The 24170-nt window shown below is 40.0% G+C and carries 25 protein-coding genes; 23 read left to right on the top strand and 2 right to left on the bottom strand.

Features of this window, described 5'->3' with window-relative positions:
- Positions 1-6: 6 nt before the first annotated feature.
- The gene (gene clpB / locus BHF68_RS13315) at positions 7-2616 is read left to right on the top strand and encodes an ATP-dependent chaperone ClpB (protein ID WP_069644162.1); all 2610 of its coding nucleotides are present in this window, start codon (positions 7-9) and stop codon (positions 2614-2616) included.
- Between the two features lie 45 nt (positions 2617-2661).
- Here the strand turns inward: clpB and BHF68_RS13320 are convergent, their stop codons facing one another.
- Together BHF68_RS13320 and BHF68_RS13325 are read right to left on the bottom strand one after the other, a co-directional pair.
- On the bottom strand, positions 2662-2889 hold the full coding sequence (locus tag BHF68_RS13320) for a thioredoxin domain-containing protein (protein ID WP_084019464.1): 228 nt from the start codon (positions 2887-2889) through the stop codon (positions 2662-2664).
- 15 nt (positions 2890-2904) lie between these two features.
- Positions 2905-3195 carry a hypothetical protein gene (locus BHF68_RS13325; RefSeq protein WP_069644164.1) on the bottom strand — a complete coding sequence of 97 codons (291 nt, stop codon included), beginning with the start codon at positions 3193-3195 and terminating at the stop codon, positions 2905-2907.
- Between the two features lie 184 nt (positions 3196-3379).
- On the opposite strand from BHF68_RS13325, the gene BHF68_RS13330 reads away from it, so the two are divergent.
- The 22 genes from BHF68_RS13330 to BHF68_RS13435 all read left to right on the top strand — a co-directional run bounded on the left by BHF68_RS13330 (position 3380) and on the right by BHF68_RS13435 (position 24156).
- Entirely contained in the window at positions 3380-3649 is a 270-nt protein-coding gene (locus BHF68_RS13330; RefSeq protein ID WP_069644165.1) for a DUF2325 domain-containing protein, read from the top strand.
- Positions 3650-3714: 65 nt separating this feature from the next.
- Positions 3715-4080 carry a response regulator gene (locus tag BHF68_RS13335; protein ID WP_069644166.1) on the top strand — a complete coding sequence of 122 codons (366 nt, stop codon included), beginning with the start codon at positions 3715-3717 and terminating at the stop codon, positions 4078-4080.
- A 201-nt stretch (positions 4081-4281) separates the two neighbouring features.
- Complete coding sequence (locus BHF68_RS13340; RefSeq protein WP_069644167.1) at positions 4282-5178, top strand: ABC transporter substrate-binding protein; 897 nt, start codon at positions 4282-4284, stop codon at positions 5176-5178.
- Positions 5179-5323: 145 nt separating this feature from the next.
- Positions 5324-6013: an ABC transporter permease gene (locus BHF68_RS13345; protein ID WP_069644168.1), complete on the top strand. Its 690-nt coding sequence runs from the start codon at positions 5324-5326 to the stop codon at positions 6011-6013.
- 5 nt (positions 6014-6018) lie between these two features.
- Positions 6019-6723: an ATP-binding cassette domain-containing protein gene (locus BHF68_RS13350; RefSeq protein ID WP_069644169.1), complete on the top strand. Its 705-nt coding sequence runs from the start codon at positions 6019-6021 to the stop codon at positions 6721-6723.
- 116 nt (positions 6724-6839) lie between these two features.
- Positions 6840-7619, top strand: coding sequence for a molybdate ABC transporter substrate-binding protein (gene modA / locus BHF68_RS13355; RefSeq protein WP_069644170.1), 780 nt, complete (start codon positions 6840-6842; stop codon positions 7617-7619).
- Between the two features lie 15 nt (positions 7620-7634).
- Positions 7635-8318, top strand: coding sequence for a molybdate ABC transporter permease subunit (gene modB, locus BHF68_RS13360; protein ID WP_069644171.1), 684 nt, complete (start codon positions 7635-7637; stop codon positions 8316-8318).
- A gap of 1 nt (position 8319) precedes the next feature.
- Entirely contained in the window at positions 8320-9396 is a 1077-nt protein-coding gene (locus tag BHF68_RS13365; RefSeq protein ID WP_069644172.1) for a sulfate/molybdate ABC transporter ATP-binding protein, read from the top strand.
- Positions 9397-9418: 22 nt separating this feature from the next.
- Positions 9419-10564 carry a putative sulfate/molybdate transporter gene (locus BHF68_RS13370; RefSeq protein WP_084019465.1) on the top strand — a complete coding sequence of 382 codons (1146 nt, stop codon included), beginning with the start codon at positions 9419-9421 and terminating at the stop codon, positions 10562-10564.
- A 276-nt stretch (positions 10565-10840) separates the two neighbouring features.
- A complete protein-coding gene (locus BHF68_RS13375; protein WP_069644173.1) occupies positions 10841-11635 on the top strand; it encodes an ABC transporter substrate-binding protein in 795 nt (264 codons plus the stop codon).
- A gap of 250 nt (positions 11636-11885) precedes the next feature.
- Positions 11886-12710, top strand: coding sequence for a tRNA (N6-threonylcarbamoyladenosine(37)-N6)-methyltransferase TrmO (gene tsaA, locus BHF68_RS13380; protein WP_084019466.1), 825 nt, complete (start codon positions 11886-11888; stop codon positions 12708-12710).
- Positions 12711-12740: 30 nt separating this feature from the next.
- Positions 12741-13868 (top strand): ABC transporter substrate-binding protein, encoded by a 1128-nt coding sequence (locus BHF68_RS13385; RefSeq protein ID WP_069644175.1) that lies wholly within the window; start codon positions 12741-12743, stop codon positions 13866-13868.
- Entirely contained in the window at positions 13840-14886 is a 1047-nt protein-coding gene (locus tag BHF68_RS13390; protein ID WP_069644176.1) for a FecCD family ABC transporter permease, read from the top strand. Before BHF68_RS13385 ends, BHF68_RS13390 begins: the two co-directional genes overlap by 29 nt.
- Before the next feature lie 18 nt (positions 14887-14904).
- Entirely contained in the window at positions 14905-15684 is a 780-nt protein-coding gene (locus tag BHF68_RS13395) for an ABC transporter ATP-binding protein (protein WP_069644177.1), read from the top strand.
- Between the two features lie 16 nt (positions 15685-15700).
- The gene (locus BHF68_RS13400) at positions 15701-16492 is read left to right on the top strand and encodes a hypothetical protein (RefSeq protein WP_069644178.1); all 792 of its coding nucleotides are present in this window, start codon (positions 15701-15703) and stop codon (positions 16490-16492) included.
- A gap of 62 nt (positions 16493-16554) precedes the next feature.
- Positions 16555-17286, top strand: coding sequence for a hypothetical protein (locus BHF68_RS13405; protein WP_069644179.1), 732 nt, complete (start codon positions 16555-16557; stop codon positions 17284-17286).
- A gap of 18 nt (positions 17287-17304) precedes the next feature.
- On the top strand, positions 17305-18357 hold the full coding sequence (locus BHF68_RS13410) for a FecCD family ABC transporter permease (protein WP_084019467.1): 1053 nt from the start codon (positions 17305-17307) through the stop codon (positions 18355-18357).
- Positions 18350-19186 (top strand): ABC transporter ATP-binding protein, encoded by an 837-nt coding sequence (locus BHF68_RS13415; RefSeq protein WP_069644180.1) that lies wholly within the window; start codon positions 18350-18352, stop codon positions 19184-19186. Before BHF68_RS13410 ends, BHF68_RS13415 begins: the two co-directional genes overlap by 8 nt.
- A 1-nt stretch (position 19187) precedes the next feature.
- Positions 19188-20321, top strand: a complete 1134-nt coding sequence (locus BHF68_RS13420; protein WP_069644181.1) for an ABC transporter substrate-binding protein — start codon at positions 19188-19190, stop codon at positions 20319-20321.
- Positions 20322-20537: 216 nt separating this feature from the next.
- Complete coding sequence (locus BHF68_RS13425; RefSeq protein ID WP_069644182.1) at positions 20538-21626, top strand: molybdopterin-dependent oxidoreductase; 1089 nt, start codon at positions 20538-20540, stop codon at positions 21624-21626.
- Between the two features lie 39 nt (positions 21627-21665).
- Positions 21666-23042: a molybdopterin-dependent oxidoreductase gene (locus BHF68_RS13430; RefSeq protein ID WP_069644183.1), complete on the top strand. Its 1377-nt coding sequence runs from the start codon at positions 21666-21668 to the stop codon at positions 23040-23042.
- 40 nt (positions 23043-23082) lie between these two features.
- Positions 23083-24156: a hypothetical protein gene (locus BHF68_RS13435; protein ID WP_069644184.1), complete on the top strand. Its 1074-nt coding sequence runs from the start codon at positions 23083-23085 to the stop codon at positions 24154-24156.
- Positions 24157-24170: the final 14 nt, after the last annotated feature.

Raw genomic sequence — 24170 nt, forward strand, 5'->3', positions numbered from 1 at the left:
AGTACTATGGATGCTAACAAATTTACAGAAAAAGCACTGGAAGGAATACAGGGAGCGCAAACCAAGGCCCTACGTTATAACCATATGGAAGTAGATGTAGAGCATGTGGTGCTAGCGCTCTTAGAGCAGGAAAATGGGTTATTACCGCGTTTATTACAAAAGCTAGGTGTCTCGGTTACAAGCTTTCAACAAGCTATTGAGCAAGAAGTGAAAAGACGTCCAAGTGTAACGGGACCAGGACGCGAAGCTGGAAAGATATACATTTCCCAGCGCTTTAATCAAGCTATGCTTAAAGCAGAAGACGAGGCAAAAGCATTTAACGATGAATACATCTCAGTTGAACATATATTGCTTGCAATTATCGAAGAATCAAAAAGTCAGAAATCCAGTCAAGTCTATAAAAGCTTTGATATCACAAGAGACCGTGTATTAAAGGCGTTAACGGAAATTAGAGGTAATCAGCGAGTAACAAGTCAAACACCAGAAACTACCTATGATGCACTTGAGAAGTATGGTCAAGATCTAGTTAAGGCGGCAAAAAACAATAAAATGGATCCAGTAATCGGGCGTGACGCGGAAATCCGCCATGCGATTCGGATATTGTCACGTAAGACTAAAAATAATCCCGTACTGATTGGAGAGCCTGGTGTCGGTAAGACAGCAATTGTTGAAGGTCTGGCTCAAAGAATAGTACGTGGAGACGTTCCTGAGGGACTAAAGAATAAGCAAATATTTGCACTTGATATGGGAGCACTAATTGCAGGGGCTAAGTATCGTGGTGAGTTTGAAGAAAGGCTTAAGGCGGTCCTACAGGAAGTCAAGAAAAGTGAAGGGCAAATCTTATTATTCATCGACGAGCTACACACAATCGTAGGTGCAGGAAAAACTGACGGAGCAATGGACGCGGGTAATCTGTTAAAACCAATGCTAGCTAGAGGTGAGCTGCATTGTATTGGAGCTACAACATTAGACGAATATCGTAAATATATTGAAAAGGATGCTGCCCTTGAGCGCCGCTTCCAGCCAGTAATGGTAGAAGAGCCGACTGTTGAGGATACGATTTCAATCCTAAGGGGATTAAAAGAGCGTTTTGAGGTTTATCATGGGGTTAAGATTCTTGATAACGCCCTTGTAACGGCAGCTCTGTTATCCGATCGCTACATCACTGATCGTTTCTTGCCAGATAAGGCAATCGACTTGGTAGATGAAGCATGTGCAATGATTCGTACAGAGATTGATTCACTTCCATCTGAGCTTGATGAAGTAAAACGTAAGGTTATGCAGCTAGAAATAGAAGAAGCAGCTCTCAAGAAAGAGAAGGATGCAGGAAGTAAGGAGCGTCTTCAGAGCTTACAGAAGGAATTAGCTAACTACAAAGAACAGTTATCAACAATGCAAGCACAATGGGAAAACGAGAAAAAAGCGATTCAAACAGTGCGCGATTTGCGTAAGCAGCTAGAGGATGTTAATCACGAGATAGAGCATGCTGAGCGTCAATACGATCTTAACAAAGCGGCAGAATTGAAATATGGTAAGCTACCAGAAATAGAAAAGAAGCTGCAGGAAGAGGAAGCACGTCTGAAGGATCAACAAAGTGGTCAAGCCCTACTAAGGGAAGTAGTAGACGACGAAGAAATCAGCAAAATTATCTCCCGCTGGACGCGAATTCCACTATCGAAGCTAGTAGAAGGGGAGCGAGAAAAGCTGCTACGTTTAGATGAAGTGCTGCATGAACGTGTAGTTGGTCAAGATGATGCAGTACAATTAGTGGCAGATGCGATTATCCGCGCCCGTGCAGGCATTAAAGATCCGCGTAGACCTATAGGTTCATTTATATTCTTAGGTCCGACAGGGGTAGGTAAGACAGAGCTGGCAAAGGCGTTGGCGGAATCCCTGTTTGACAGTGAAGAGAATATAATTCGTATCGATATGAGTGAATATATGGAGAAGCACTCGGTATCCAGGCTAATTGGTGCACCTCCTGGGTATGTAGGCTATGATGAGGGTGGGCAGTTGACGGAAGCCGTTCGAAGAAAGCCGTACTCAGTCATTCTCTTTGATGAGATTGAGAAGGCACATCATGACGTCTTTAACGTTCTGCTACAAGTATTAGACGATGGACGTATTACTGACTCACAGGGACGTACGGTGGACTTTAAAAACACAGTAATTATCATGACTTCAAACATTGGTTCAGCACATCTGTTAGAAGGAATTGATGATGCAGGTGCAATTAAGGATATGGCACGCGACCAAGTAATGGGTGAACTGAGAGTTCACTTCAGACCAGAATTTTTAAACAGAATTGATGAGATTGTATTATTTACTCCGTTACAACGTGCGCAAATTGCAGAGATTGTTAAGCTACTTACAATCGACTTACAAAAACGCCTACAGGATCGGCATGTAAGCTTAGAGCTTACTGACGCTGCAATTGATTTTATTGCCAAAGAAGGCTATGACCCAATCTTTGGTGCAAGACCATTAAAACGATTCATCCAGAGACAGATAGAATCTAAGATAGCTCGCTTCCTAATCAGTGGAGAAGTTTTAGAAAATGCTAGGATTATTATCGACCACAAAGATGGCGAACTAGATATACGCTGGGAAAACTAAAAAACAATGGACTTGAGGTTTTGTACCATCAAGTCCATTGTTTTTTTAATTTAATATTTCGTCAAGTTTTGTGCGGAAAGTATCTTCGTCTATTGGTCCAACGTACTCCCAAACACGCTCTCCTTCAGCGTTGTATGTGTATAAGGTTGGTACAAAGCGAATTTGATAGTAGTTTACAAATTCTTGGTTTGCGCGATTGTTTGCATCGACTTTAATAAACGCTATATTTTGATATTGCTCGTCTTTGATTAGATTGTTATACACGACATCCAGCCGTACACAAGCAGGTCAAGTGTCAGTGTAGAAATAAAGAAAAATAGGAATATTGTTCTCGGATGCTAAAAAGAATGCATCTACAGCATCACCGTAATCTTTATAAATTTTGATATTTACGTCAGAAGCAGAGCTTATCTCTGTATCAGATTTAGGCTCAATGATATTTTCATTTGCTCCTGAATCATTTGCTCCTGCTTGTTCTCTATTTCCTTGAGAATCCCCAAGGCCACCGCAAGCGCTTAGTGTAAACATAGATAATATGATTGCAAGTGCAAGGATAAGTCTAGTTTGTTTGTTAAACATGTGCTATTAACCCCCAAGTAATATAACTTAGAATAATTATATACTAAAAATAGTGACTAAAATAGAAAAACATTTGAACTATAAAAATATTAAATAGCAGCTTGACAGCAAAATGATACTAGGGTAATATATAAATAATAATGATAATCGTTATCAATAAATAAACGTGAAAAGGATGATTTATATGTCAATTTTAGTGATAGGTGGAGATCGTTTAGGCAATATAGATAAAAACTTAAAAGGTATTGGGTTTAATCGTATCGAACATGTTGATGGTAGGAAAAAGAGACATTATAACGTAAACATTTCTCAAGGAACAGATGTCGTACTTGTGTTAACGGATTATGTAAATCATAATCTATGCAAAAGCATTAAAGAAAAAGCTAAGGGTCTAGGTGTGAAAACTGTTTTTTCAAGAAGAGCATGGTCTGATATTGCAACTGCAATTAATTAAAAACATTTGTTGTCATTCCTTTTCTTGTAAGTTATCATATTATGTAGGAAAAGAGGAGGGCGACGATGAGTAGGTCAGTACTTGTAGTTGATGATACAACTTTTATAAGAAAAGTTATGAGAGATATACTAGAGTCGAACGGATATAATGTGGTTGGGGAAGCCATAAATGGAAAGCAAGCACTTGAGATGTATCAGCAACACGCTCCTGCATTAGTGATAATGGATATTGCAATGCCAGAGATGGACGGATTTGAAGCAGTTGAACAAATTAAAAAAATTGATAACAATGCTAAGATTATTATGTGCTCAGTTATGGGTTACAAGGAAGCAGTGACCCGTTGTATTGAAGCAGGTGCAAGTGATTACATAGTGAAACCTATAAAAACAGAAAGAGTTCTGGCAGCAGTTGAAAAGGCTTTTTCAGTATAATAGTTGTTAAATTAAAAGAGCAGACTTTGAACTGCTTTTTTATTATTGAAAATAAACTCAGTTTTTCACTATGCCTATATTGACACAACAAGTACCTTATAGTAATATTCTTTCTAGGTAGTCATATACGACCATTATGTCATTATAAGCATCGGTGTAAATTTTGGCATAATGAAATTAAAGACAAAGGGGAGTCAACAAATGTTGAGAAATTGGAAGAAAAGCTTTTTTGTACTAGTACTTGTTTCATTATTCGCAATCACATTATTTGGTTGTGGACAAGGTGCTGACGAACCAGCACCACAACCGTCACCAGATCCAGCACCACCTGTAGAGCAACCAGAGCAGCCGCAACAGCCACAATTTGAGAATACGAACTTAATACTTGCTACAACAACAAGTACGAATGATACAGGTCTGCTTGATGAGTTATTACCTGCATTCAAAGATAAAACTGGTATTGACGTTAGTGTAATATCTGTAGGTACTGGGCAAGCGATGGAGATAGCTAGAAATGGGGACGCTGATGTAATTCTGGTACATGCCCGTCCAGCTGAAGATCAATTTGTAGAAGAAGGCTACGGTGTAAATCGTCGAGATGTAATGTACAATGACTTTGTTGTGTTAGGACCTGAAAGCGATCCTGCAGGAATCGCTGGCATGCCAATCGAAGAAGCGTTTGCAATATTAGCAGAGGGAAGCGCACCTTTTATCTCCCGTGGAGATAATTCAGGTACGCACCAAAAAGAAGTTGCTGTTTGGAATAGTCTTGGAATCGAGCCATCAGGTTCTTGGTATATGAGTATTGGTAAAGGTATGGGAGATACGATTAATACTGCTGACGAAATGCTAGGATATGCTTTAGCAGACCGTGGTACTTTTATCTCAATGGAGCGTAATATTGATGTAGTGATAGTGCTTGAAGGAGACGAAATTCTATTAAATCCATACGGTGTTATTCCAGTCAATCCTGATTTACACTCACATGTGAATTTTGCAGGGGCAGAAGCATTCGCAGAATTTATCACTTCTGAAGAAGGTAAAGCTGTGATTAATGGTTTCAAATTAGAAGGTAAACAATTGTTTTTTGCTCAATAAGAGACAATTTGACAGGAATCTAGCAATCTATTAAATATAATAGTAGATATGCTATAATGAATTATTAAATAAGCTGAATCAAATTGGGTTTTACTTTTACTAAGGTAAAATCCAATTTGATTATAAAGGGATGTTCAAAGCGATTATGGGTTACTTCTATGAAGCTATTGAAGTTGCAATAAAGATGATAATTAGTCTCGATCCCTATCTTATTCAAGTAGTAACAACATCTTTGAAAGTATCGTTGACCGCTATATTTTTTGCTTCTATAGTCGGGATTGGGATTGGTGCACTTATAGCAACACATAATTTTATAGGAAAGAAATTATTTATTAAAATTATATATGTATTTATGGGTCTTCCGCCTGTGTTTGTCGGTTTGATAGTATACATGTTATTGTCACGTAGAGGTCCGATTGCAGAATATATATACCTATTATGGACGCCATGGGCAATGATAATTGCACAGTTTATTCTAGCGGCACCTATTATTGCGGGGCTTACAGCTTCTGCTATCGAAGAACGCTATCAAGAGGTTATGATGACAGCCAAAGGCTTAGGAGCTCAGAAAGCGCAAGCTCTATGGATGACGATACGTGAAGCGAAGGTAGGTATTATAGCTGCAATGGTAGCAGCATTTGGTAGAGTCATCGCCGAAGTGGGAGCGGTAACTATTGTTGGTGGAGATATAGCGGGTGTTACTCGAGTTCTTACAACAGCAATGGTAATTGAAACGAGGCAGGGTAATTTTGGAATCGCTATGGCCTTTGGTTTAGTTTTACTAGGTATATCGTTTATAGTTAATAGTATCGTATATATTATCCAGAAGAGGTAGATAAAATGCTAGAAGTTGACATCGTAAACCACGGTTACCAGGGAAAAACAATTCTTAAAAACATAAAGCATACATTCTGTGGGAATCGAATCCATGGCATAATAGGGCCGAACGGATCTGGCAAGAGCACGCTATTAAAGCTATTAACGGTGATGGAGAAGCCTGTTGATGGCAAGGTAATGTTCCATGGCAAGAACTTACATGAGCCCAATCCTAAAATAGCTTGCTGTTGGCAAAAGCCATTTCTGTTTCGTGGTACTGTACGCTACAACTTAGAGTATCCAATGAAGGTTAGAGGCTGGGCGAAAAGCAAAATACAGGAACGCATTAATGAATTGACTCATAGCTATCAAATAGAGCATTTGCTCGACAGAAATGTAAAGGGACTATCAGGCGGCGAGAATGCTAGAGTAGCCATCGCCAGAGCTGTTGCCACTCATCCTGAGGTGTTAATTCTTGATGAACCATCAGCAGCGATGGATCCAAAGAATGTTATGTTTGTTGAATCTTTATTAAGAAAGCTACGAGAGTCAACAGATTTGATGATTATTATGGTTACCCATAACATGTTCCAAGCCAAGCGCATTGCTGACGAGACGATATATATTGCCGATGGAACAATTGTTGAAGCAGGTTCAACGGAAGAGTTATTTGCAAATCCGAGAAATGAAGACACAAGACAATTTATTAGTGGGGAATTTGTGTTTTAGCTACAAAGCTCTGTCTTTGTAGTTTTTTACTAAGGCTACTATGTCTAAAATGACATAACAAAACTAACTGTTGTAAGTAATGCTTTTAAATTATAAAAACAAGGAGATGAATATTTATGAAAGGCACACGTTTTGCAATTATTCTTACTTTATTGATTGGTTTAATGTTAGTAGGTTGTTCTAGCAATGAAGATTCTACAGCTTCACAGCAAGAATTATATCTATCGGTAGCAGGTAGCTTGAAGGATGCCATCGAAGAAATTGAAATTGCATATGTAGCAGAAAATCCAAACGTGAACATAGTAATTAATCTTGGTCCATCTGGTCAGCTACAGCAGCAGATTGAGCAAGGAGCTCCTTCAGATATTTTTATATCTGCGGCTCAAAGGCAAATGAATGCACTAGAGGATAAAGGCTTAATTGATAATAATTCAAGATTTGATGCAATTAAAAATGTATTAGTATTAGTAACTCATAAAGATAATTCAACCGTTAATAGTATAGAAGATTTAACAAATTCGGGAGTAAGAAACATTGGCTTAGGTAGTCCAGATTCTGTACCAGCAGGTGAATATGCAAAACAAACATTGGAGTATGTTGGTATCTGGGAAGACGTAGAATCAAAGATGGTTTATGGTCAGAATGTTAGACAGGTACTTACTTATGTAGAAACTCAAAATGCAGAAGCGGGCTTTGTATTCCAATCTGATACAGTTGTCTCAGATCAAGTGCGAATTGTTGCAGAGGCTCCTGCTGGTGCACATGAAGAAATTTTGTATCCAGTAGCTATAGTTCAAGATAGTAAAAATAAAGAAGTGGCTGCGGACTTTATGGAATTTCTAAAGAGTGATACAGTAACGGAGATTTTAAATACAAACGGTTTCCAAAGACCATAAAGGTAGAGGGTATCGATGCAAACAGACATGACGGCTTTGTGGATATCACTGAAGACGGCTTCAATAGCAACGATTATTACGTTTTTTGTAGGAATTCTTGTAGCTAGATGGATGGCCAATTATCAAGGGAAGGCAAAAGGACTTATTGATGGTGTCCTGATATTACCGATGGTACTTCCTCCTACTGTTGTGGGCTTTTTGCTTCTGTTGCTTGTAGGGCGAAATGGTCCTATAGGGAAATTCTTAGCAATGTTCGACTATAGTATTATTTTCACGTGGCCTGCTACGGTACTAGCAGCTACAGTAGTCGCCTTCCCGTTGATGTACAAAACATCACGGGCAGCCTTTGAGCAAATAGAGAACACATACTTAGAAGCAGCAAGGACTTTAGGCTACACTGAATGGTCAATTTTCTGGAAGATTATGCTTCCAATGGCGTGGCCTGGAATTGCCGCAGGTACGATTTTGGCATTTGCCAGGGCGCTAGGTGAATTTGGGGCGACACTTATGTTGGCTGGAAGTATCCCAGGGAGAACACAAACCGTACCTGTAGCAATCTTCTTTGCGGCAGAAGGTGGGGATATGGGAAGAGCGCTATTATTAGTTCTTATTATCATTGCCATTTCTCTGTTTGTGGTTGTGTTAACTCATTACTTTTCTAGGAAAGAATATTCAGCAACAGGTCGGGTGAGGATGTAAAATGAGTATTATCGTCGACATAGAAAAGACAATCCAAAGCTTTCACTTAAAAGCCAAGTTCCAGGTTGAAAATCAACCGCTAGGGATTTTAGGGGCATCGGGTTCAGGAAAAAGTATGATTTTGCGATGCATCGCGGGTCTCATTACACCAGACCGAGGCAGGATTATCATTGATGGAAAAACAATGTTTGACAGCGAGAAAAAAATTAATGTTCCATCGCGGGAACGAAGTATAGGCTATTTATTTCAAAACTACGCCCTATTTCCCCATCTTACTGTCGCTCAGAACGTGGCTTTCGGAATTAAGAAAATGCCTAAAAAAGAGCAGGATCACATTGTTGAAGAACGACTGTCAATTGTACGTATGGAGCAGTATAAAAACCGTTATCCCCATCAACTATCAGGAGGGCAGCAACAGCGCGTAGCTTTAGCACGAGCATTAGCAATTGAACCTGTAGCGTTGTTGTTAGATGAGCCGTTTTCAGCACTAGATAACCATCTGCGAAAGCAAATGGAGCAAGAAATGCTGGAAAATGTCTTCTCGTTCCGTGGCAGCACATTGTTTGTATCACACAACCTAGAGGAGACGTATCGTATCTGTGAACAGATTATGATAATACATGATGGGGATATTGTTGCTAATGGAAATCGAAATGACATTTTTCTATCTCCACCGACCCTGGAAGTAGCTAATATTACTGGATGTAGCAACATATCTAGAGTAGATGTGGTAGACAGGAATATGGGTAAAATAAAGGCATTAGACTGGGGTTGTGAGGTCTTTATTGATAAAGATAGGTTTGAGACTCCAATGTATATTGGTATACGTTCGCAGCATTTGAAGCTAATCAAAGAAAAACAAGGAGATAATACTTTCTTGTGCTCTGTAGCCGCAGTTGAGGAACGAGTTCATCAAATGCTACTTTCCTTGAAAATCGATAGCGAAGAAGATGGTAGACAACGAAAACTGCTTCAATTTGAAATGTCCAAAGAAGATTGGCGTAGCCAATGGGAAGCGTATGCTGGAGATATCTATTTACAGTTCGATCCACACTCGTTGTTTTTGATGGATCGGTAGTAGGAAACGATAGAGGTGCTTAATGAAGCATAATAAGGAGCATAATCAGAAGAATCAATACAATTTATCAGAATGGGCGGGTGCCTTTGGTGACTTGGGCACCTTTATCCCATTTGTGTTTGGCTTTATTATAGTAACGGGAATTGATCCCAAAGGAGTCTTTTTCTCCTTTGGGATTGCTTTGTTGATTGCAGGGTACTATTTCCGTACACCCATGCCCGTTCAACCGATGAAACTAGTAACTGGACTTGCTATTGCATCACCAGCAGCAATTTCCTTAGGTATGGTATGGGGTGCTGGATTGTTTATGGGTTTAATATGGTTACTCTTATCCATCACAGACATGTTAAAATACATTACAAAATGGATAAGTAAGCCGATTGTTTGTGGAATTGCTGTCGCTCTGGGAGTATCTTTTATCCTTAAAAGCTTAGAATTAATGAGCTCCCAATGGTTTATTGCAATCCTAGCTATAATAATAGCGATGGTGCTATTTAAAAAACCAATAATGCCTGCAATGTTTGCTTTGCTTATTTACGGGGTAATCATTATGACACTGCAGAATCCTGGAATGCTAGCATTGTTCCATTCTAAAGAGGTCCTAATAACACTTCCAACAATAAACCTAAACTTGTTTTCGTGGAATGAGTTAGCAATGGGTATCGTGCTACTGGCAATCCCGCAAATTCCTCTTACAATAGGGAATGCTATAGTAGCCGTTACTCGAGAGAATAACGAAAGATACCCAACAAGAAGGGTCACAGTGAATCAAATAACAAAAAGTCAAGGCTTGATTAATGTAATGTCACCATTTCTGGGCGGAGTCCCTATGTGCCATGGTGTAGGTGGTATGGTAGGACATGCTAGGTTCGGAGCAAGAACGGGTGGAGCTGTTATCATCTTTGGTGCGCTATTGATTCTCATGGCTACCTTGCTAAGTCAGTACGTTGAGCTTATTATGTTGTTTCCGCTAGAAGTGATTGGGGCAATCCTTTTCTTTGCTGGATGGGAATTGGTCACTACTTTGCGCAGATTAGAAAGGGCAAAAGCAGACATCGCTGTTTTTGCAGTAACGGTTTTACTCGCTTTATGGAATATGGCTATCGCAATTATCGTAGCTGTACTAGTAGAATTAATACTTAAAAAAAACATTACAAAAAAACAATAAAAACCATTATGTCATTATTGACACAATGGTGGGTTTATAGTAAAGTACTAATTAACAGTCAATTAGTACTTCTCTAGATCCCCAAATCATAGGAGAGTACATAATCCCCATTATGTCTTTTAGACAAATGGACGGAGACGCTATGTCTTCGTTTTTTTTTTTTTTGCTTTTTGTGAATGTGAAGTGAATTTGGGCCACTATATCATTATTGACACAGTGGTCTTTATATGCTACTTTAGTGCTAATTAATTTACTAAATCGAAGGTGGTTGATATTATGAATAGTTCTATTCTTGACCAAGACAGTAAAATTAAAATGGCTAGCACAATTGGACCTGTTGATACAGGAATTGTAGGAGTTTTAGCTGAAAAATTTGAAGAAAAAACTGGTATAAGCATCGAATACGAAAAAGCAGGGACAGGAAAAGCCTTGAATATGGCCAAAACAGGATGCTTCGACTTGGTAATTGTACATGCTAAAGCTTTAGAAGAAAAATTTATTGCCGAGGGCTATGGAGAAGAGCGTATAGCTGTTATGTATAACGACTTTGTTATCATTGGTCCTGCCAGCGACCCTGCACAAATTCAAGGCCTATCACTGCCTGAGGCTTTAGAGAAAATAAAGAATAAAGGAACTAAGTTTATTAGCAGGGGAGATATGTCTGGAACTCATGTGAAAGAAATGGAGCTATGGGATAATGCAGGAATAAATCCGACAGGAGCATGGTATGTGGTATGGGAAGGCGGCGCAAAAGGAAACTCTGCAACCTTGAAATACACTGACGAGCAACAGGCCTACACAATTATTGACAGAGCCACATATTTATCGCTAAAAAAAGACATTACAATAGTTCCGCTTGTAGAAGGGGATGATGCACTTCTTAACTTCATTTCAGTGATACCTATAAGTTCGCAAAAATTTCCACATGTAAATAAACAGTTAGCAAGAGACTTTATTGCATTCTTAACCTCAGAAGAAGGACAAACGATTATTCGAGACTTCAAGCAAGACATATACGGCGAGCCCTTATATTTCCCGAACTCAGATGAGTGGCATAAACTAAAAAAATAAGGTTGTTGACAAACATGGGATGGTTATCATTAAATTCTGTCCATTTTTGTGTTATAAATGTGACTATTGACACAGTAGAGTTTGCTATAGTAGGATACTATTAAATGCTAGCACCAAAATACTAGAGTTGTAGATATATTTTTTTGTGGTCATTATGTCAAAAAAGACACTGGTATTAATTGAGACACATATGCCTGTGTGGACACAATGGGGTGCGTAGATACTTAGGAAGGTAATGGAGGTAGTTATATTGGAAATTACTATATCACCGATTGGATACGTAGTATCTGACTTCAAAGAACCTGAAGACATGCCGTTACACGGTAAATCAGCCGTTATTGAGGTAGATCCAAAGTATGTAGAGGGGCTAAAAATGATAGAGCACAATTCTCATCTATGGATTTTATCATGGTTTGATCGAGCAGATCGTAATGTTATGGTGAAGCGACCAGTCAGAATTGATCCGAATATTTCTGAGTTTGGTGTGTTTGCCTTACGGACACCACCAAGGCCCAACCCCATTGCCCTTTCCTTGGTAGAATTCGATGGCGTTTCAGGAAATAAACTGTATGTATCGAAATATGATGCTGCACATGGGACACCAGTATTAGACATTAAACCATATTTCCAAAAGGATATCGTTTTCTCGCCAGACACGCCAGATATACGTCCAGCTACGATAGAAATGAAAAGAGAGTGGTTTATGGAGGAAGCACTGCAGCATCATAAGGAGTTATGCCACTCGCTGGTAATTGGTGTCCGCATGGCTGCAATTGCTGATTTTATACTTGGCAAAATTAGCGATTCTAAGATTACTGTACATACTGCGGGTTCGGCTTGTTTGTTCGATACTTTACAAGGGTTATCTAGGGGGCGTTTTGCTAATCCTCCAAGGGTATCCATTGAAATCATTGCTTATGCTGGAGATGAGACATCGCTTTGGAAAAGTGTTTGGAGGAAAGATAATCAACAGCTTACAATTTTGTGCAACCCTCACAAAATATTCAACATGGATCTCAGAGAGATTCAAGAAAAACAAGATGATGAGTTGTTTGAGGTTATACATAGCTCTTAATATCAAATGATTAAATTGGAGGAGAAATGAATGAAAAAAGCTTTGGTATGGGTACTATCCGCATTATTAATTCTTACAGTATTTACGGTTGTAGGCTGTCAGAAGGAGGAAGCTACTGGAACTGAGGAACCTCAACAGCAGGAAGAAGCCAATAATATTGAAACACAAGAGCTTACGATGGAAGAACCAACGACTCGGATTGTGACTGATCAGGCAGGAAGAGAAGTAGAGTTGCCTATGGTAGCCGAGCGTGTCATTACAACATGGAGACCAAGTACTTCCTTGTTGTTTGCTATTGGTGGACAAGAAAAATTAGTAGCAGCTGATACACATTCTACCCGAAATCCATTTCTATTAGGGGTGTATCCTGAAATTGGCGATGTGCCAGCCATTGGTAATAGAAGAGGACTAAATTTAGAAGAAATGGTAGCAGCAGAACCTGAAGTTGTATTCCTGTGGCAAGGTACGGACACCGAGCCTGTAATTGGTCACCTAAATCAGCAAGGGATAGCAGCATTTGTGCTCATTCCAGAGACGGCGGATGATATGAAGGAAGCTGTCAGAATTGTTGGCGATATTATTGGTATGCAAGCGGAAGCCGAAGAAGTCATAAGCTATTACAATGAGATTATTGCAGATATAGCAGACCGCATCAAGGATGTGCCTGCATCGGAAAGAAGGACGGCCTATATGGCTGGTTCAGGAGGACTATTTAATACAATTGGTAAGGAATACTATCAGCATTTTCTGATAGAAAGCGCTGGTGCGACGAATGTATCTGGCGAGCTAGAAGGATACGGTTGGCAAGATGTATCGGCGGAACAACTTGTAGCTTGGAATCCAGATTATATTTTTGCAACCCAGTTTTTTGACGATGATTTAATAGAGACAATAAGAAGTCAGGCTGGACTAAGAACTGTTACGGCCGTTCGTGAAGGTAACTTATATAAGTTCCCAGCAAACATCACATCATGGGATTTCCCTGAACCATTATCAGCCTTAGGTATATTGTGGATGGCCAAAACAATGTACCCTGACCAATTTGCCGACATGGATTTCATGGCAGAAGTAGAGAATTATCATGAGCGTTTCTTTGGTAAGACCTTTACTGAGCTTGGAGGCAACTTGGATGAATCAGAAGCAGTATCTATCTTCTAAGAAAAGTAACAGCAAATTATTTGTTGTAGTTGGCATCGTTGTTATCGCAATCTTTGTACTGTCTTTAACATTAGGGAGATACAGTATACCAGCAGGAGAAGCAATCAGACTATTTATTCAAGGTTTATTTAGACCAGGCAGTTTAGATTTTAATGACCCTACAGTTTCAGTGTTTTTTTACATACGGCTACCTAGGATAGTAGTAGCTTTACTGGTAGGTGCAGCCCTTGCTGTAGCAGGTGCAATTTTCCAGGGGATGTTCCGGAATCCTCTGGTTTCCCCAGATATTCTAGGTGTTTCGTCTGGCTGTAGTTTTGGAGCAGCGTTAGGAATTTTGATGCCATTTGCAACGATTTACTCGATTTCAATATCGTCATTTGTTTTTGGAACATTGGCAATGGGTGCAGCCTATGCCATTTCAAAAGCCAGCAAAGGCGAACCAATTATTATGCTTATATTAGCAGGTATGGTTGTATCTGCTTTTTTTACAGCAGCACTTTCATTTTTACAATATGTAGCGGATCCCTACAATGAACTACCAGCTATTATTTTCTGGATTATGGGTGGATTTTTCCGAATAACGTGGGATATAGCTATTATATTGGCAATCACTATTATTCCATGTCTAATCATTGCATGGCTATTGGCCTGGAAGCTCGATTTACTTTCATTAGGCGACGATGAGGCACAATCCTTAGGATTGAACGTTAAGCTGCTTCGCTTTGTTTTAATTATTGTAGCTACATTCATGGTAGCAGCGTCTGTCAGCGCTGCAGGTACGATTGCGTGGGTAGGATTAGTAATACCTCATATTGCTAGAATGCTTACTAGCTCTGAGCACACTATGTCAGTACCAATGTCTATGTTTGTAGGTGGTGGTTTTGTACTGTTAATGGACACTGTTGCACGCAACTTGACTACTGCAGAAATACCTATAAGTATTTTAACGGCAGCACTTGGAGCACCGTTTTTTGCTTATTTATTGATTAGTAGATCCCACAAGGCTTGGAATCGGTAAAGGAAGGGACGGCATTTCATGATTGTAGGTACAAATATTACATTTTCCTATCAAAATCATCCTATCTTAAGTGGTATCAATGTAACAATAGAACCTGGAAAAATCTATGGCTTTCTTGGCCGCAATGGTTCAGGGAAAACTACTATGCTTCGAGTAATCAATGGGTTATTAAAGCCACAACACGGTGACGTCAAAATACATACAGATACTAAAACACTGGACGTTCATAAAGAGTCGCGAGCCTTAATAGCAAAAGAGATAGGTTTTGTACCGCAGGAGCATAGAGGTGTTTTTCCTTATCGTGTACTTGAGATGGTAGTCATGGGTCGGAACCCTCATTTAGGATATTTCGAGAGGCCTAAAGACGAAGATTATCAGGAAGCAATTAAAGCACTTCAAGACATAGGAATCCAGCATTTATGGGATAAGAGTTTTATGGAAATTAGTGGTGGAGAACGACAAATGGTGCTCATTGCAAGAGTCATTGCTCAAGGGGCAAAATATTTAATTCTTGACGAACCGACATCCCATTTGGATTTTAAGAATCAACACCAAATTTTACAGCTTGTCAAAAATATTAGTAGAGAGCGACAAGTGGCAGCGATTATGGCAATGCATGATCCGAATCTGGCTGTTTGCTTTGCAGATCATATTTTAATGCTAAAGCACGGAAGGCTTATGGCTGAGGGTGCTGTGGACCATGTTATGACGGAAGTTAATTTAAAACAATTGTATGATATGAATATAGATCTTAGTGGACTCCCGTGTGGTAGGAAATACGTATTACCTGCGATATAGAGAAGGGGGTATCAAGTTGAAGCGCACATTATGGATTACATTAGCATTCATTATGATATTGGGGCTATTAGTAGCCTGTAGAGGAAACCAACAGACCAGCATCATAGAGGAAAGAGATGCTTCTGATGCAGTTGGAACAACTTCCAGCGGCAACGAATCACCTAACATCGAACAAGAACAATCAACCATAGATAATCAAATCACAGAATCTCGTAGCGCAATCGAATCGCCCAAATTAGTTGATAATGCTGAATCAACTGGACCAATAAAAGCGGATGAAAACTCTAAAAACATAGAACCTAAACTGGCAGAACCTAGTAACCCTGTTAAAAATACAGAAGTATCGGAACAAATAGTAATAAACTCCCCAGACTATGGAACGATTGAAATCATAGGTAAGGATGGAACCTCTCAAATAATCGAGTTAGGCACTTTAGATTTAGTAGTTGGTTACGGTGGAGTGAAACGCTCCACTGGAACGATTAATGGACCAGGTAAGATTACGGCCGTGTCCTTTGCAGCTTTATTAGAGGTTGTAGGAGGATATTCAGCCGATGATCGAATTGTAATAACAGCAACGGATGGATATGTCGCTACGCTTACAGGTAAAGAAATAGCTGGAAGTGTACCTACTTACAACATAGAAGGTGGGCCAGTAAGTGCGATAGTTCAAGGGGTAATAATGGTCGAGAGTGACCATGAAGCACTAAACAATAATCTGCCAAGGGTTGCATTTATTGGCGAAGAGCCAGTGGTAACAGATGGGTTTCAGTGGGTACGGGAAGTAGCCAAAATAGAGGTCAGATAAACAGCCAGTAATTAGTACTTGTTATGCTATTTTTATTGTTGTAGGAAGGGGCTGGGTGAAGTATGGAATGGTACGTTTGTATTGATGATACCGACTCTATTGATAGCAGAGGGACAGGAGAGCTAGCAGAGATTATTGCTAGATTCATAGAAGAGGAGCAATGGGGAAAAGTAGGGAAGGTCACAAGACATCAACTTTTGGTACATAAGGACATACCCTATACATCTCATAATAGTGCCATGTGCTTTCCGATATATGAAGTTAATAGGGAAGCCAAAGATTTAATCATTCCATTTATTGAAAATTTTTTAAAAAATGAAAGCGCCCCAGGCTCTGATCCAGGACTGTGTGTTGCCGACAAAATGCAGCTTATAAAAGAGCCGTCACTTATAAAATTTGGCAACAAGGCAAAAATACAAGTATTAACGAAGGAAGAAGCATATAGCTTAGCAAAATTATGTAACGTTCATTTATCAGAGCATGGGGGAACGGGCCAAGGGATAATAGGGGCAATAGCGGGTGTAGGATTACGACTAAGTGGTAACGACGGACGCTTTAAAGGGAAATATATCTTGCCTGAATATACGACCTATCGAGTTTCAGACATTATAGCGAAAACAGGGATTGATAGGATACAAACTAAGGACGGTCAAGTAGTTCCTAACGATGGTCTGGTCAAAGTGGATCAGCCGATAAAAACAGTTTTACTAGAATCTATGGAAACCCTTCTTGTACAAGAAGCAGAATTGGATACATGGAAAATCGTCGGAAAGCAAGACTTGAGAAGCTACTGATAAAAGAAGGGACAATATATGACATCGACGACAGAAACTACCACTAGAAAGAATAAGGGATGGATTAGAAAAATTGGTTTTGTTTCACTACTAATAATAGCCCCTTGTATTATTATTTTTGCATCACTGTTTATCGGTAGATATCCAGTTGACGTCATTACCGTAATGAAGGTACTCCTATCACCAATCATCCCTTCTGAGCTAGAAAAGGTCTATCACACAGTGGTAATCGATGTGCGTTTGTCAAGGGCAATTCTTGGAGCGCTCGTAGGAGCAAGCTTAGCAATAAGTGGTGCTGCTTTTCAGGGGCTTTTCCGTAACCCACTGGTAAGCTCTGGTATTCTTGGAGTTAGTTCAGGGGCAGGATTTGGGGCTGCTTTAGCCATTGTAATGTTTAATTTTACATTTCTAGTCTATGTATTTGCCTTTTGCTTTGGAGTGTTAGCTGTTGTAGCTAGTTATTTAATTGGTAGAACATATAACACATCACCGACAATAATGCTAGTTTTGGGTGGCGTGATAGTATCTTCGATATTTTCAGCTTTGATATCGCTAGTAAAATATGTAGCAGACCCATACGAGCAACTACCAACGATTGTATTCTGGCTTATGGGAAGTTTAGCATCTGCTAGGTTTCAGGACATTTATTATGCAGGAATTCCTATGGTAGTGGGCATTGTTGGGTTATTAGTGCTAAGGTGGAATTTGAATCTGCTGTCCATGGGTGAAAAGGAAGCACGAACACTTGGTGTCAATACAGGGCTGATAAAAGGCCTTGTTATAGGGTTTGCAACATTGGCAACGGCTGGGGCTGTAAGTGTCAGTGGAATCATTGGTTGGGTAGGTCTAGTTATACCCCATATTGCGCGAATGATTGTAGGGACAGATAACCGAGTTTTAATACCATTTACGGTCTCACTAGGGGCTTGTTATCTCATTCTAGTAGACAACATGGCACGTGTTTTAACAGGTTCTGAGATTCCACTAGGAATCTTGACCGCCCTGATTGGTGGTCCGTTCTTTGTCTATATTTTGAAAAAGACTAAGGGAGCTGGGTGGCAAAGTGGATAAATTAATCAATATTACCGATGCTTCCTTTCAATATAACAAGAAAAATATATTTCATAACTTGAATTTTCAGTTAAATCAAGGAGAAATCCTATGCCTTTTTGGGCCAAATGGCTGTGGAAAATCTACGTTGCTTATGTGCCTATTAGGACTTTTGCAACTCGATAGAGGGAGCGTCAGCCTACAAGGACAAAACATCGAAGCATTAAGCCCACGAAAAATTGCCCAGCAAATTGCCTATGTTCCGCAGGTGCATAAGAAGACGTTTCCTTATAAGGTCATCGATATTGTTTTGATGGGTAGGGCCGCTAAAACACCTTTTTTTGGAGGTCCTGATGAAGATGATTTACAAATTGCGGAAAATGCACTAGAGCTGGTAGGGATGAAACGATATCGAGATACCCCTTATACTATGCTAAGTGGAGGTGAGACACAGCTAGTGATGCTGGCCCGGGCTCTTGCTCAAGAAACACCAATTATAATTATGGACGAGCCTACGGCGCATCTCGATTTTCGACACGAGCTAATTATCCTTGAGAACATGGTACGCTTAGTAAAAGAGCAAGGTGTATCTGTAATTATGGCAACTCATTTTCCGAATCATGCATTTTATTTTGAAAATGAAAGGATAGCTACTTCGGTGGCGCTTATGAACAATCACACATTTGCAGCCTATGGTGAACCAAACAAGGTATTGACAGAAGAAAATATGAAAAAAACCTTTCGTATTCGTTCCAAGCTGGTGTCCTACGATTTGGGTATGGACAAATCAATCAGACAAATTATCCCAGTAAATACGATAGAAGCAAGAGAATATTCTGAGGGGGTATAGCATGAAGACGAACAAGTTATATATTACGCTACTGCTCGTGTTTATATTGACCATTATGACAGCATGTATGTCAGAACCAACGGCGAACGAGTCAGTAGAGCCTAACAATAGTACCAATGGACAATCAACCACAATTGAGAATGAGGTCGAAGGGCCAAGGATTGTAGTAGACTCTATTGGAAGGCAGGTAGAAGTCCCTGCTGACGCTCAGAGAATAGCTGCTTTGTTTCCCACTCCTGCATACACTGCAACGATGTTAGGTAAGGGAGATATGTTAGTTGCGACCCCTAATGGTGTGCAACGAGATAAAATGATGAGAATACTGGTACCTGGGATTACTGAGGTAGCTGTTCCGAAAAGATCTGGTGTTATAAACATAGAAGAGTTATTGAATGCCAATCCAGACGTTATCTTTATTGACATGCAATCGGCAATCAATGAAGCGGAGATAGCTAAACTGGATTTAATAGATATCCCTTATATAGTAGTGGAATTTAATAGTATGGAAGAGCAAATGCAAGCTATTTCTATTATTGGAGCTGCAATTAATCGTCTAGAAGAGGCAGAGGCATTTAATCAGTACTATGAGGATATGATAGAGTTCGTTCGAAGTGTTACTAGCACAATACCTGAAGCAGAGCGAGTTCGTATTTATCATTCTGTTAACGATGCTACGCGTACTGCTGCCACAGGGACCTTGATGGCGGATTGGTCAAAAGCGGCGGGAGCTATCAATGTATCTGTAGGTGAAGACCTAAGGGAAACAGAAGATGAATTCTACGCTACGATTGAGCAGATATTGTTATGGAATCCGCAGGTGGTGTTTGCTAATGAGCATCGAGTCGTTAGTTATGTGAGGGAAAACGAGCATTGGGCTCCAATCGATGCAGTAATTAATGATCGTGTGTACAAAATGCCTCACGGTCTTTCGCGCTGGGGACACCCTAATGCCCTCGAAACTCCATTGGTGACGCTCTGGGCAGCGCAAACATTATATCCAAATTATTTTCAAGATATTAGCATGGAGCAAGAAATCTATGACTTTTTTGATCGCTTCTTTAATTATCAGTTGACGGCCGATGATATTGAAGATGTCTTAACAGGAGATGGAATGCGAGATGCCAAAGGGCAATAAGCACAATAAAATAAGTTTGAAAACGGATCTTTTCCAAGAATTTGACATGGAATGGAAACTGTCGAAACCGTAAATGGCGAGAGATTGGATTTACTTGCTTTTACCAGTTTTATACGCGCTCATGATGCCTGAATTGACACTGATGCTCAAAAATACATCGATGTCAATGTAGACATAAAAAGTACTCACTAAACATATTAACAGGAGGGGTTTTACTTGAAGAAGGTACTGGGGTTGTTTGTCATTTTTTCTCTAATCATCTCAATGGGATTACTTGCGGCCTGCAGCAGTAAAGATGCAGGAACTACCGAAGAACCAAATGTGGAAGCGCCAGAAGATTCGCAGGCAGGTAATGATGAAGTGGATGATCACGACTACGGGACAATAGAAGTAATCGGGAAAGATGGTACAACCCAAATAGTTGATTTAAGCGCATTAGAGACAGTTACAGGATTTGGCGGAGTAAAGCGTTCCACTGGAACGATTAACGGTCCAGGTCAGATTACGGGGATACCTTTTGAGAAGCTGCTAGCAGGAGTTGGTGGATTTACTGCAGAGGATATGATTCAGGTCATTGCCACTGATGGTTACGAAGCAATGTTAACAGGGAACGCAATATCTGGTGATGTTGCTACCTATGACGAAAATGGGGAGCCAGCAAGTATCGATGTCAGAGGTGTTATCATGATTTCAAGTGATAGCGAAGATTTAAATGCAGGACTACCAAGAGTGGCGTTTATTGGTAATGAGAATGTTATTACTGATGGTTTTCAATGGGCAAGATATGTAGCTACGGTGAAGGTGATTGGAACTGAAGCTACTGAAGAGCCTATAGCTGAGGAGCCAGCTGCAGATCCAATTGAAGCGCCAGCTGTTGAAGAACCAGCACCTGCGACGGAACCAACAGATGAAGAGCCAGCAAAAGTTACATGGACAATTGAAGTAGTAGGCGGCTCTCAAGCGACACTAACTAATATAGATGCCGAAAAAATCGGCGTGAAAAACGTTACGGCCACTCACAGAGACCGTGATGGTAATCTAACAGTTCAGGAATGGACGGGCCTCCTAGTTAAAGATTTAATGGTATATTTAGGAAAGCCTAATGCAACAGAAGTGACAATCGAAGCGATTGATGGATTTAATAGAACCTACGATCATGAGTTAATAAGTAGTGACGGTACGTTAATCGCATGGATGGCCGATGGAGTTGCTCTTGATGAAAATGGTGGACCCGTACAAACGGTAGCAGATGGCAAAGGTCCAAACTGGTGGATTAAACAGGTAGCTAAGATTACTATTCATTAATAAATCATTAATAAAAAAACAAAATGAGGAGAGATTTGCATGAAAAAAATATTGAAGATTCTATTTGTTTTATCGCTAATAGCAACAATAGGTGTTTTAACAGCGTGTGATGATGAGGCAGTCAGCACTCCAGGAGGGCAAATACAGGATTATGGAAGCATTGAAGTAGTAGGTAAAGATGGAACAACACAAATTGTTGAATTGGGAACACTGGAAACAGTTACTGGTTATGGTGGAGTAAGGCGTTCAACAGGAACAATCAATGGTCCTGGACAGATTACTGGTATAACGTTTGAAGAATTATTAGCAGAAGTGGGCGGATTCACATCCGAAGACACAATTCAAGTTATTGCAAGTGATGGTTATGAGGCGACATTAGCTGGAGACGCAGTATTAGGTAACGTTATTACTTATGATGTTAACGGTGAACTAATAGACGCAGTGGTACAAGGTGTTATTATGGTTGAAAGCGACAACGAAGATTTGACTGCTGGTTTGCCAAGGGTTGCATTTATCGCTGAAGAGCCAGTATTAACTGATGGTTTTCAATGGGCTAGAGATGTAGCGACGGTCAAAGTAATTGGTGCGACAACTACTGAAGAAACAGCACCTGTAGGTAGCGCAGATGCATCGTGGACTATCGAAATTGTCGGAGCTGAGCAGGCAACGTTTACTAACATAGACGCTGAAGCAATCGGTATTAGCGTTGCAAGTGCTACTCATATTGATAGAGATGGTGTGGAAACTGTACAAGAGTGGACAGGTATCACTATGAAAGAGTTAGTAGAGTATCTTGGTGTTGCCAATGCAACTGAAGTTACGGTAGAAGCAATTGACGGATTTAGCAGAACATTTGACCAAGAGCTTATCAACAATGAGGGAGTACGCATTGCTTGGGAAGTTGATGGAGTTGCATTAAGTGAAAATGACGGTCCTGTGCAAACTGTAGCAGATAGTTTAGCAAGAAACTTGTGGATTAAGCAAGTAGCTAAGATTACTGTAGTAGCACCTGCAGTGGCTGAAGGAACTGCAGACGTAGCGTGGACGATTGAAGTTGTAGGGGCTGAGCAGGCTAAGCTTACGAATGAAGATGCAGAAAAAATTGGTGTGAAAAATGTTATGGCAACTCACAGAGACCGTGATGGCAATGAAACAGTTCAGGAATGGACGGGCGTTCTTGTTAAAGATTTATTAGAATACCTTGGAGCTCCTAATGCAACAGAAGTTATAATTGAAGCAATTGATGGATTTAATAGAACGTACGATCATGAATTGATTAGTAGTGATGGTACATTGATAGCATGGTTGGCTGATGGTGTTGCTCTTGATGAAAATAGCGGACCTGTACAAACTGTAGCCGATGGCAAAGGTCCAAACTGGTGGATTAAGCAAGTGGCTAAAGTCACAATCAAATAGTTCGATTATCTAAGTTGTAAGATCGAAAGGATGAAGAACTTTGAATAAAAAGCTAACGATAGCATTCACAATATTGTTATGTTTGATGATGGTATTTGTTGCTTGTGACCAGCTCGAGCAGTCATCGACTACACCAAATAACAATCAAGACGATGTAACGGGTGGTAATGGTGATCCTGCTGTTGAACAATCTGACGAAAATTTAGATTTTGAGCCAATAGAAATCGTATATATCGACCGAAATGGAAACGAACACCTTGTAGATCTCACGATGTTAATGCATAGAGAAGGTGTTGGAGGATTTATTAAATCATCTGGCTCTGTTGTAGACCCTGCAACCTTTACAGGGCCTTATCTTCAAGATATTGTAGATATATTCGGTGGCTACACAGAGGAAGATGCCCTAGAGATTATGGCAACTGATCGCTATCGAATGACATTTACGAAGGAGCAAGCCCAAGGACACATAGAAATCTATGATAGAGATTTCAACACTCTAAGTGTAGGCCCTACAGATGTAATGGTAGCTATAGAAAGCAAGTCTGAAGAAATGAATTATGGAATGCCGAGATTGGTGTTTACTACACCGGATACTCCAATTATCACGCATGGTCATTTCTGGATCCGAGATATTGCAGAAATTAAGGTTGTTCCTTCTGTAATTGAATGGACTCTGAGTCTAACTGGATACGGTGAGTATGTATGTGATCGTTCTACCTTTGAAAGCGTAGCTAATTGCCATGTTTCGCCACATCCACCACAGGTATTCGAGCAAGAAAACAGTGACGGACAAATGGATGTCTATGAAGGGGTTGCCCTATGGGTGATGATTTCTACAGTTGACGGAAATGACCTGCCTAGTGGTCATTATATGGTTAATCGTGAACTAGCTCAACAAGGATATACTGTCCAAATTTATGCTGAAGATGGTTTTATGGTAGAGCTAACATCAGATGAAATCTATTATAATAATGACATAATTCTAGCATATCGCAAAAATGGAGCCCCGCTATTAGATGAAGATGGACCCCTTCAGCTTGTAGGGGAAGGTCTTCCGACAAGAAGACATGCCATTAAAAACATAGAAAGAATTGAGTTAGTAGGACTACCATAGTTAGGAAAGGTTTG

Origin of the sequence: Desulfuribacillus alkaliarsenatis, assembly GCF_001730225.1 — a bacterium.
Taxonomy (GTDB): domain Bacteria; phylum Bacillota; class Bacilli; order Desulfuribacillales; family Desulfuribacillaceae; genus Desulfuribacillus; species Desulfuribacillus alkaliarsenatis.

Bases quoted from the DNA above. Each gene is read 5' to 3' on its own strand.
- BHF68_RS13340 (WP_069644167.1), top strand. From the start codon at position 4,282: ATGTTGAGAAATTGGAAGAAAAGCTTTTTTGTACTAGTACTTGTTTCA.
- BHF68_RS13430 (WP_069644183.1), top strand. From the start codon at position 21,666: ATGAAAAAAATATTGAAGATTCTATTTGTTTTATCGCTAATAGCAACA.
- BHF68_RS13365 (WP_069644172.1), top strand. From the start codon at position 8,320: ATGAGTATTATCGTCGACATAGAAAAGACAATCCAAAGCTTTCACTTA.
- BHF68_RS13410 (WP_084019467.1), top strand. From the start codon at position 17,305: ATGACATCGACGACAGAAACTACCACTAGAAAGAATAAGGGATGGATT.
- BHF68_RS13325 (WP_069644164.1), bottom strand. From the start codon at position 3,195: ATGTTTAACAAACAAACTAGACTTATCCTTGCACTTGCAATCATATTA.
- BHF68_RS13350 (WP_069644169.1), top strand. From the start codon at position 6,019: ATGCTAGAAGTTGACATCGTAAACCACGGTTACCAGGGAAAAACAATT.
- BHF68_RS13395 (WP_069644177.1), top strand. From the start codon at position 14,905: ATGATTGTAGGTACAAATATTACATTTTCCTATCAAAATCATCCTATC.
- BHF68_RS13390 (WP_069644176.1), top strand. From the start codon at position 13,840: ATGAATCAGAAGCAGTATCTATCTTCTAAGAAAAGTAACAGCAAATTA.
- BHF68_RS13370 (WP_084019465.1), top strand. From the start codon at position 9,419: ATGAAGCATAATAAGGAGCATAATCAGAAGAATCAATACAATTTATCA.
- BHF68_RS13330 (WP_069644165.1), top strand. From the start codon at position 3,380: ATGTCAATTTTAGTGATAGGTGGAGATCGTTTAGGCAATATAGATAAA.
- BHF68_RS13345 (WP_069644168.1), top strand. From the start codon at position 5,324: ATGGGTTACTTCTATGAAGCTATTGAAGTTGCAATAAAGATGATAATT.
- BHF68_RS13335 (WP_069644166.1), top strand. From the start codon at position 3,715: ATGAGTAGGTCAGTACTTGTAGTTGATGATACAACTTTTATAAGAAAA.
- modA (WP_069644170.1), top strand. From the start codon at position 6,840: ATGAAAGGCACACGTTTTGCAATTATTCTTACTTTATTGATTGGTTTA.
- BHF68_RS13385 (WP_069644175.1), top strand. From the start codon at position 12,741: ATGAAAAAAGCTTTGGTATGGGTACTATCCGCATTATTAATTCTTACA.
- BHF68_RS13405 (WP_069644179.1), top strand. From the start codon at position 16,555: ATGGAATGGTACGTTTGTATTGATGATACCGACTCTATTGATAGCAGA.
- modB (WP_069644171.1), top strand. From the start codon at position 7,635: ATGCAAACAGACATGACGGCTTTGTGGATATCACTGAAGACGGCTTCA.
- BHF68_RS13375 (WP_069644173.1), top strand. From the start codon at position 10,841: ATGAATAGTTCTATTCTTGACCAAGACAGTAAAATTAAAATGGCTAGC.
- clpB (WP_069644162.1), top strand. From the start codon at position 7: ATGGATGCTAACAAATTTACAGAAAAAGCACTGGAAGGAATACAGGGA.
- BHF68_RS13420 (WP_069644181.1), top strand. From the start codon at position 19,188: ATGAAGACGAACAAGTTATATATTACGCTACTGCTCGTGTTTATATTG.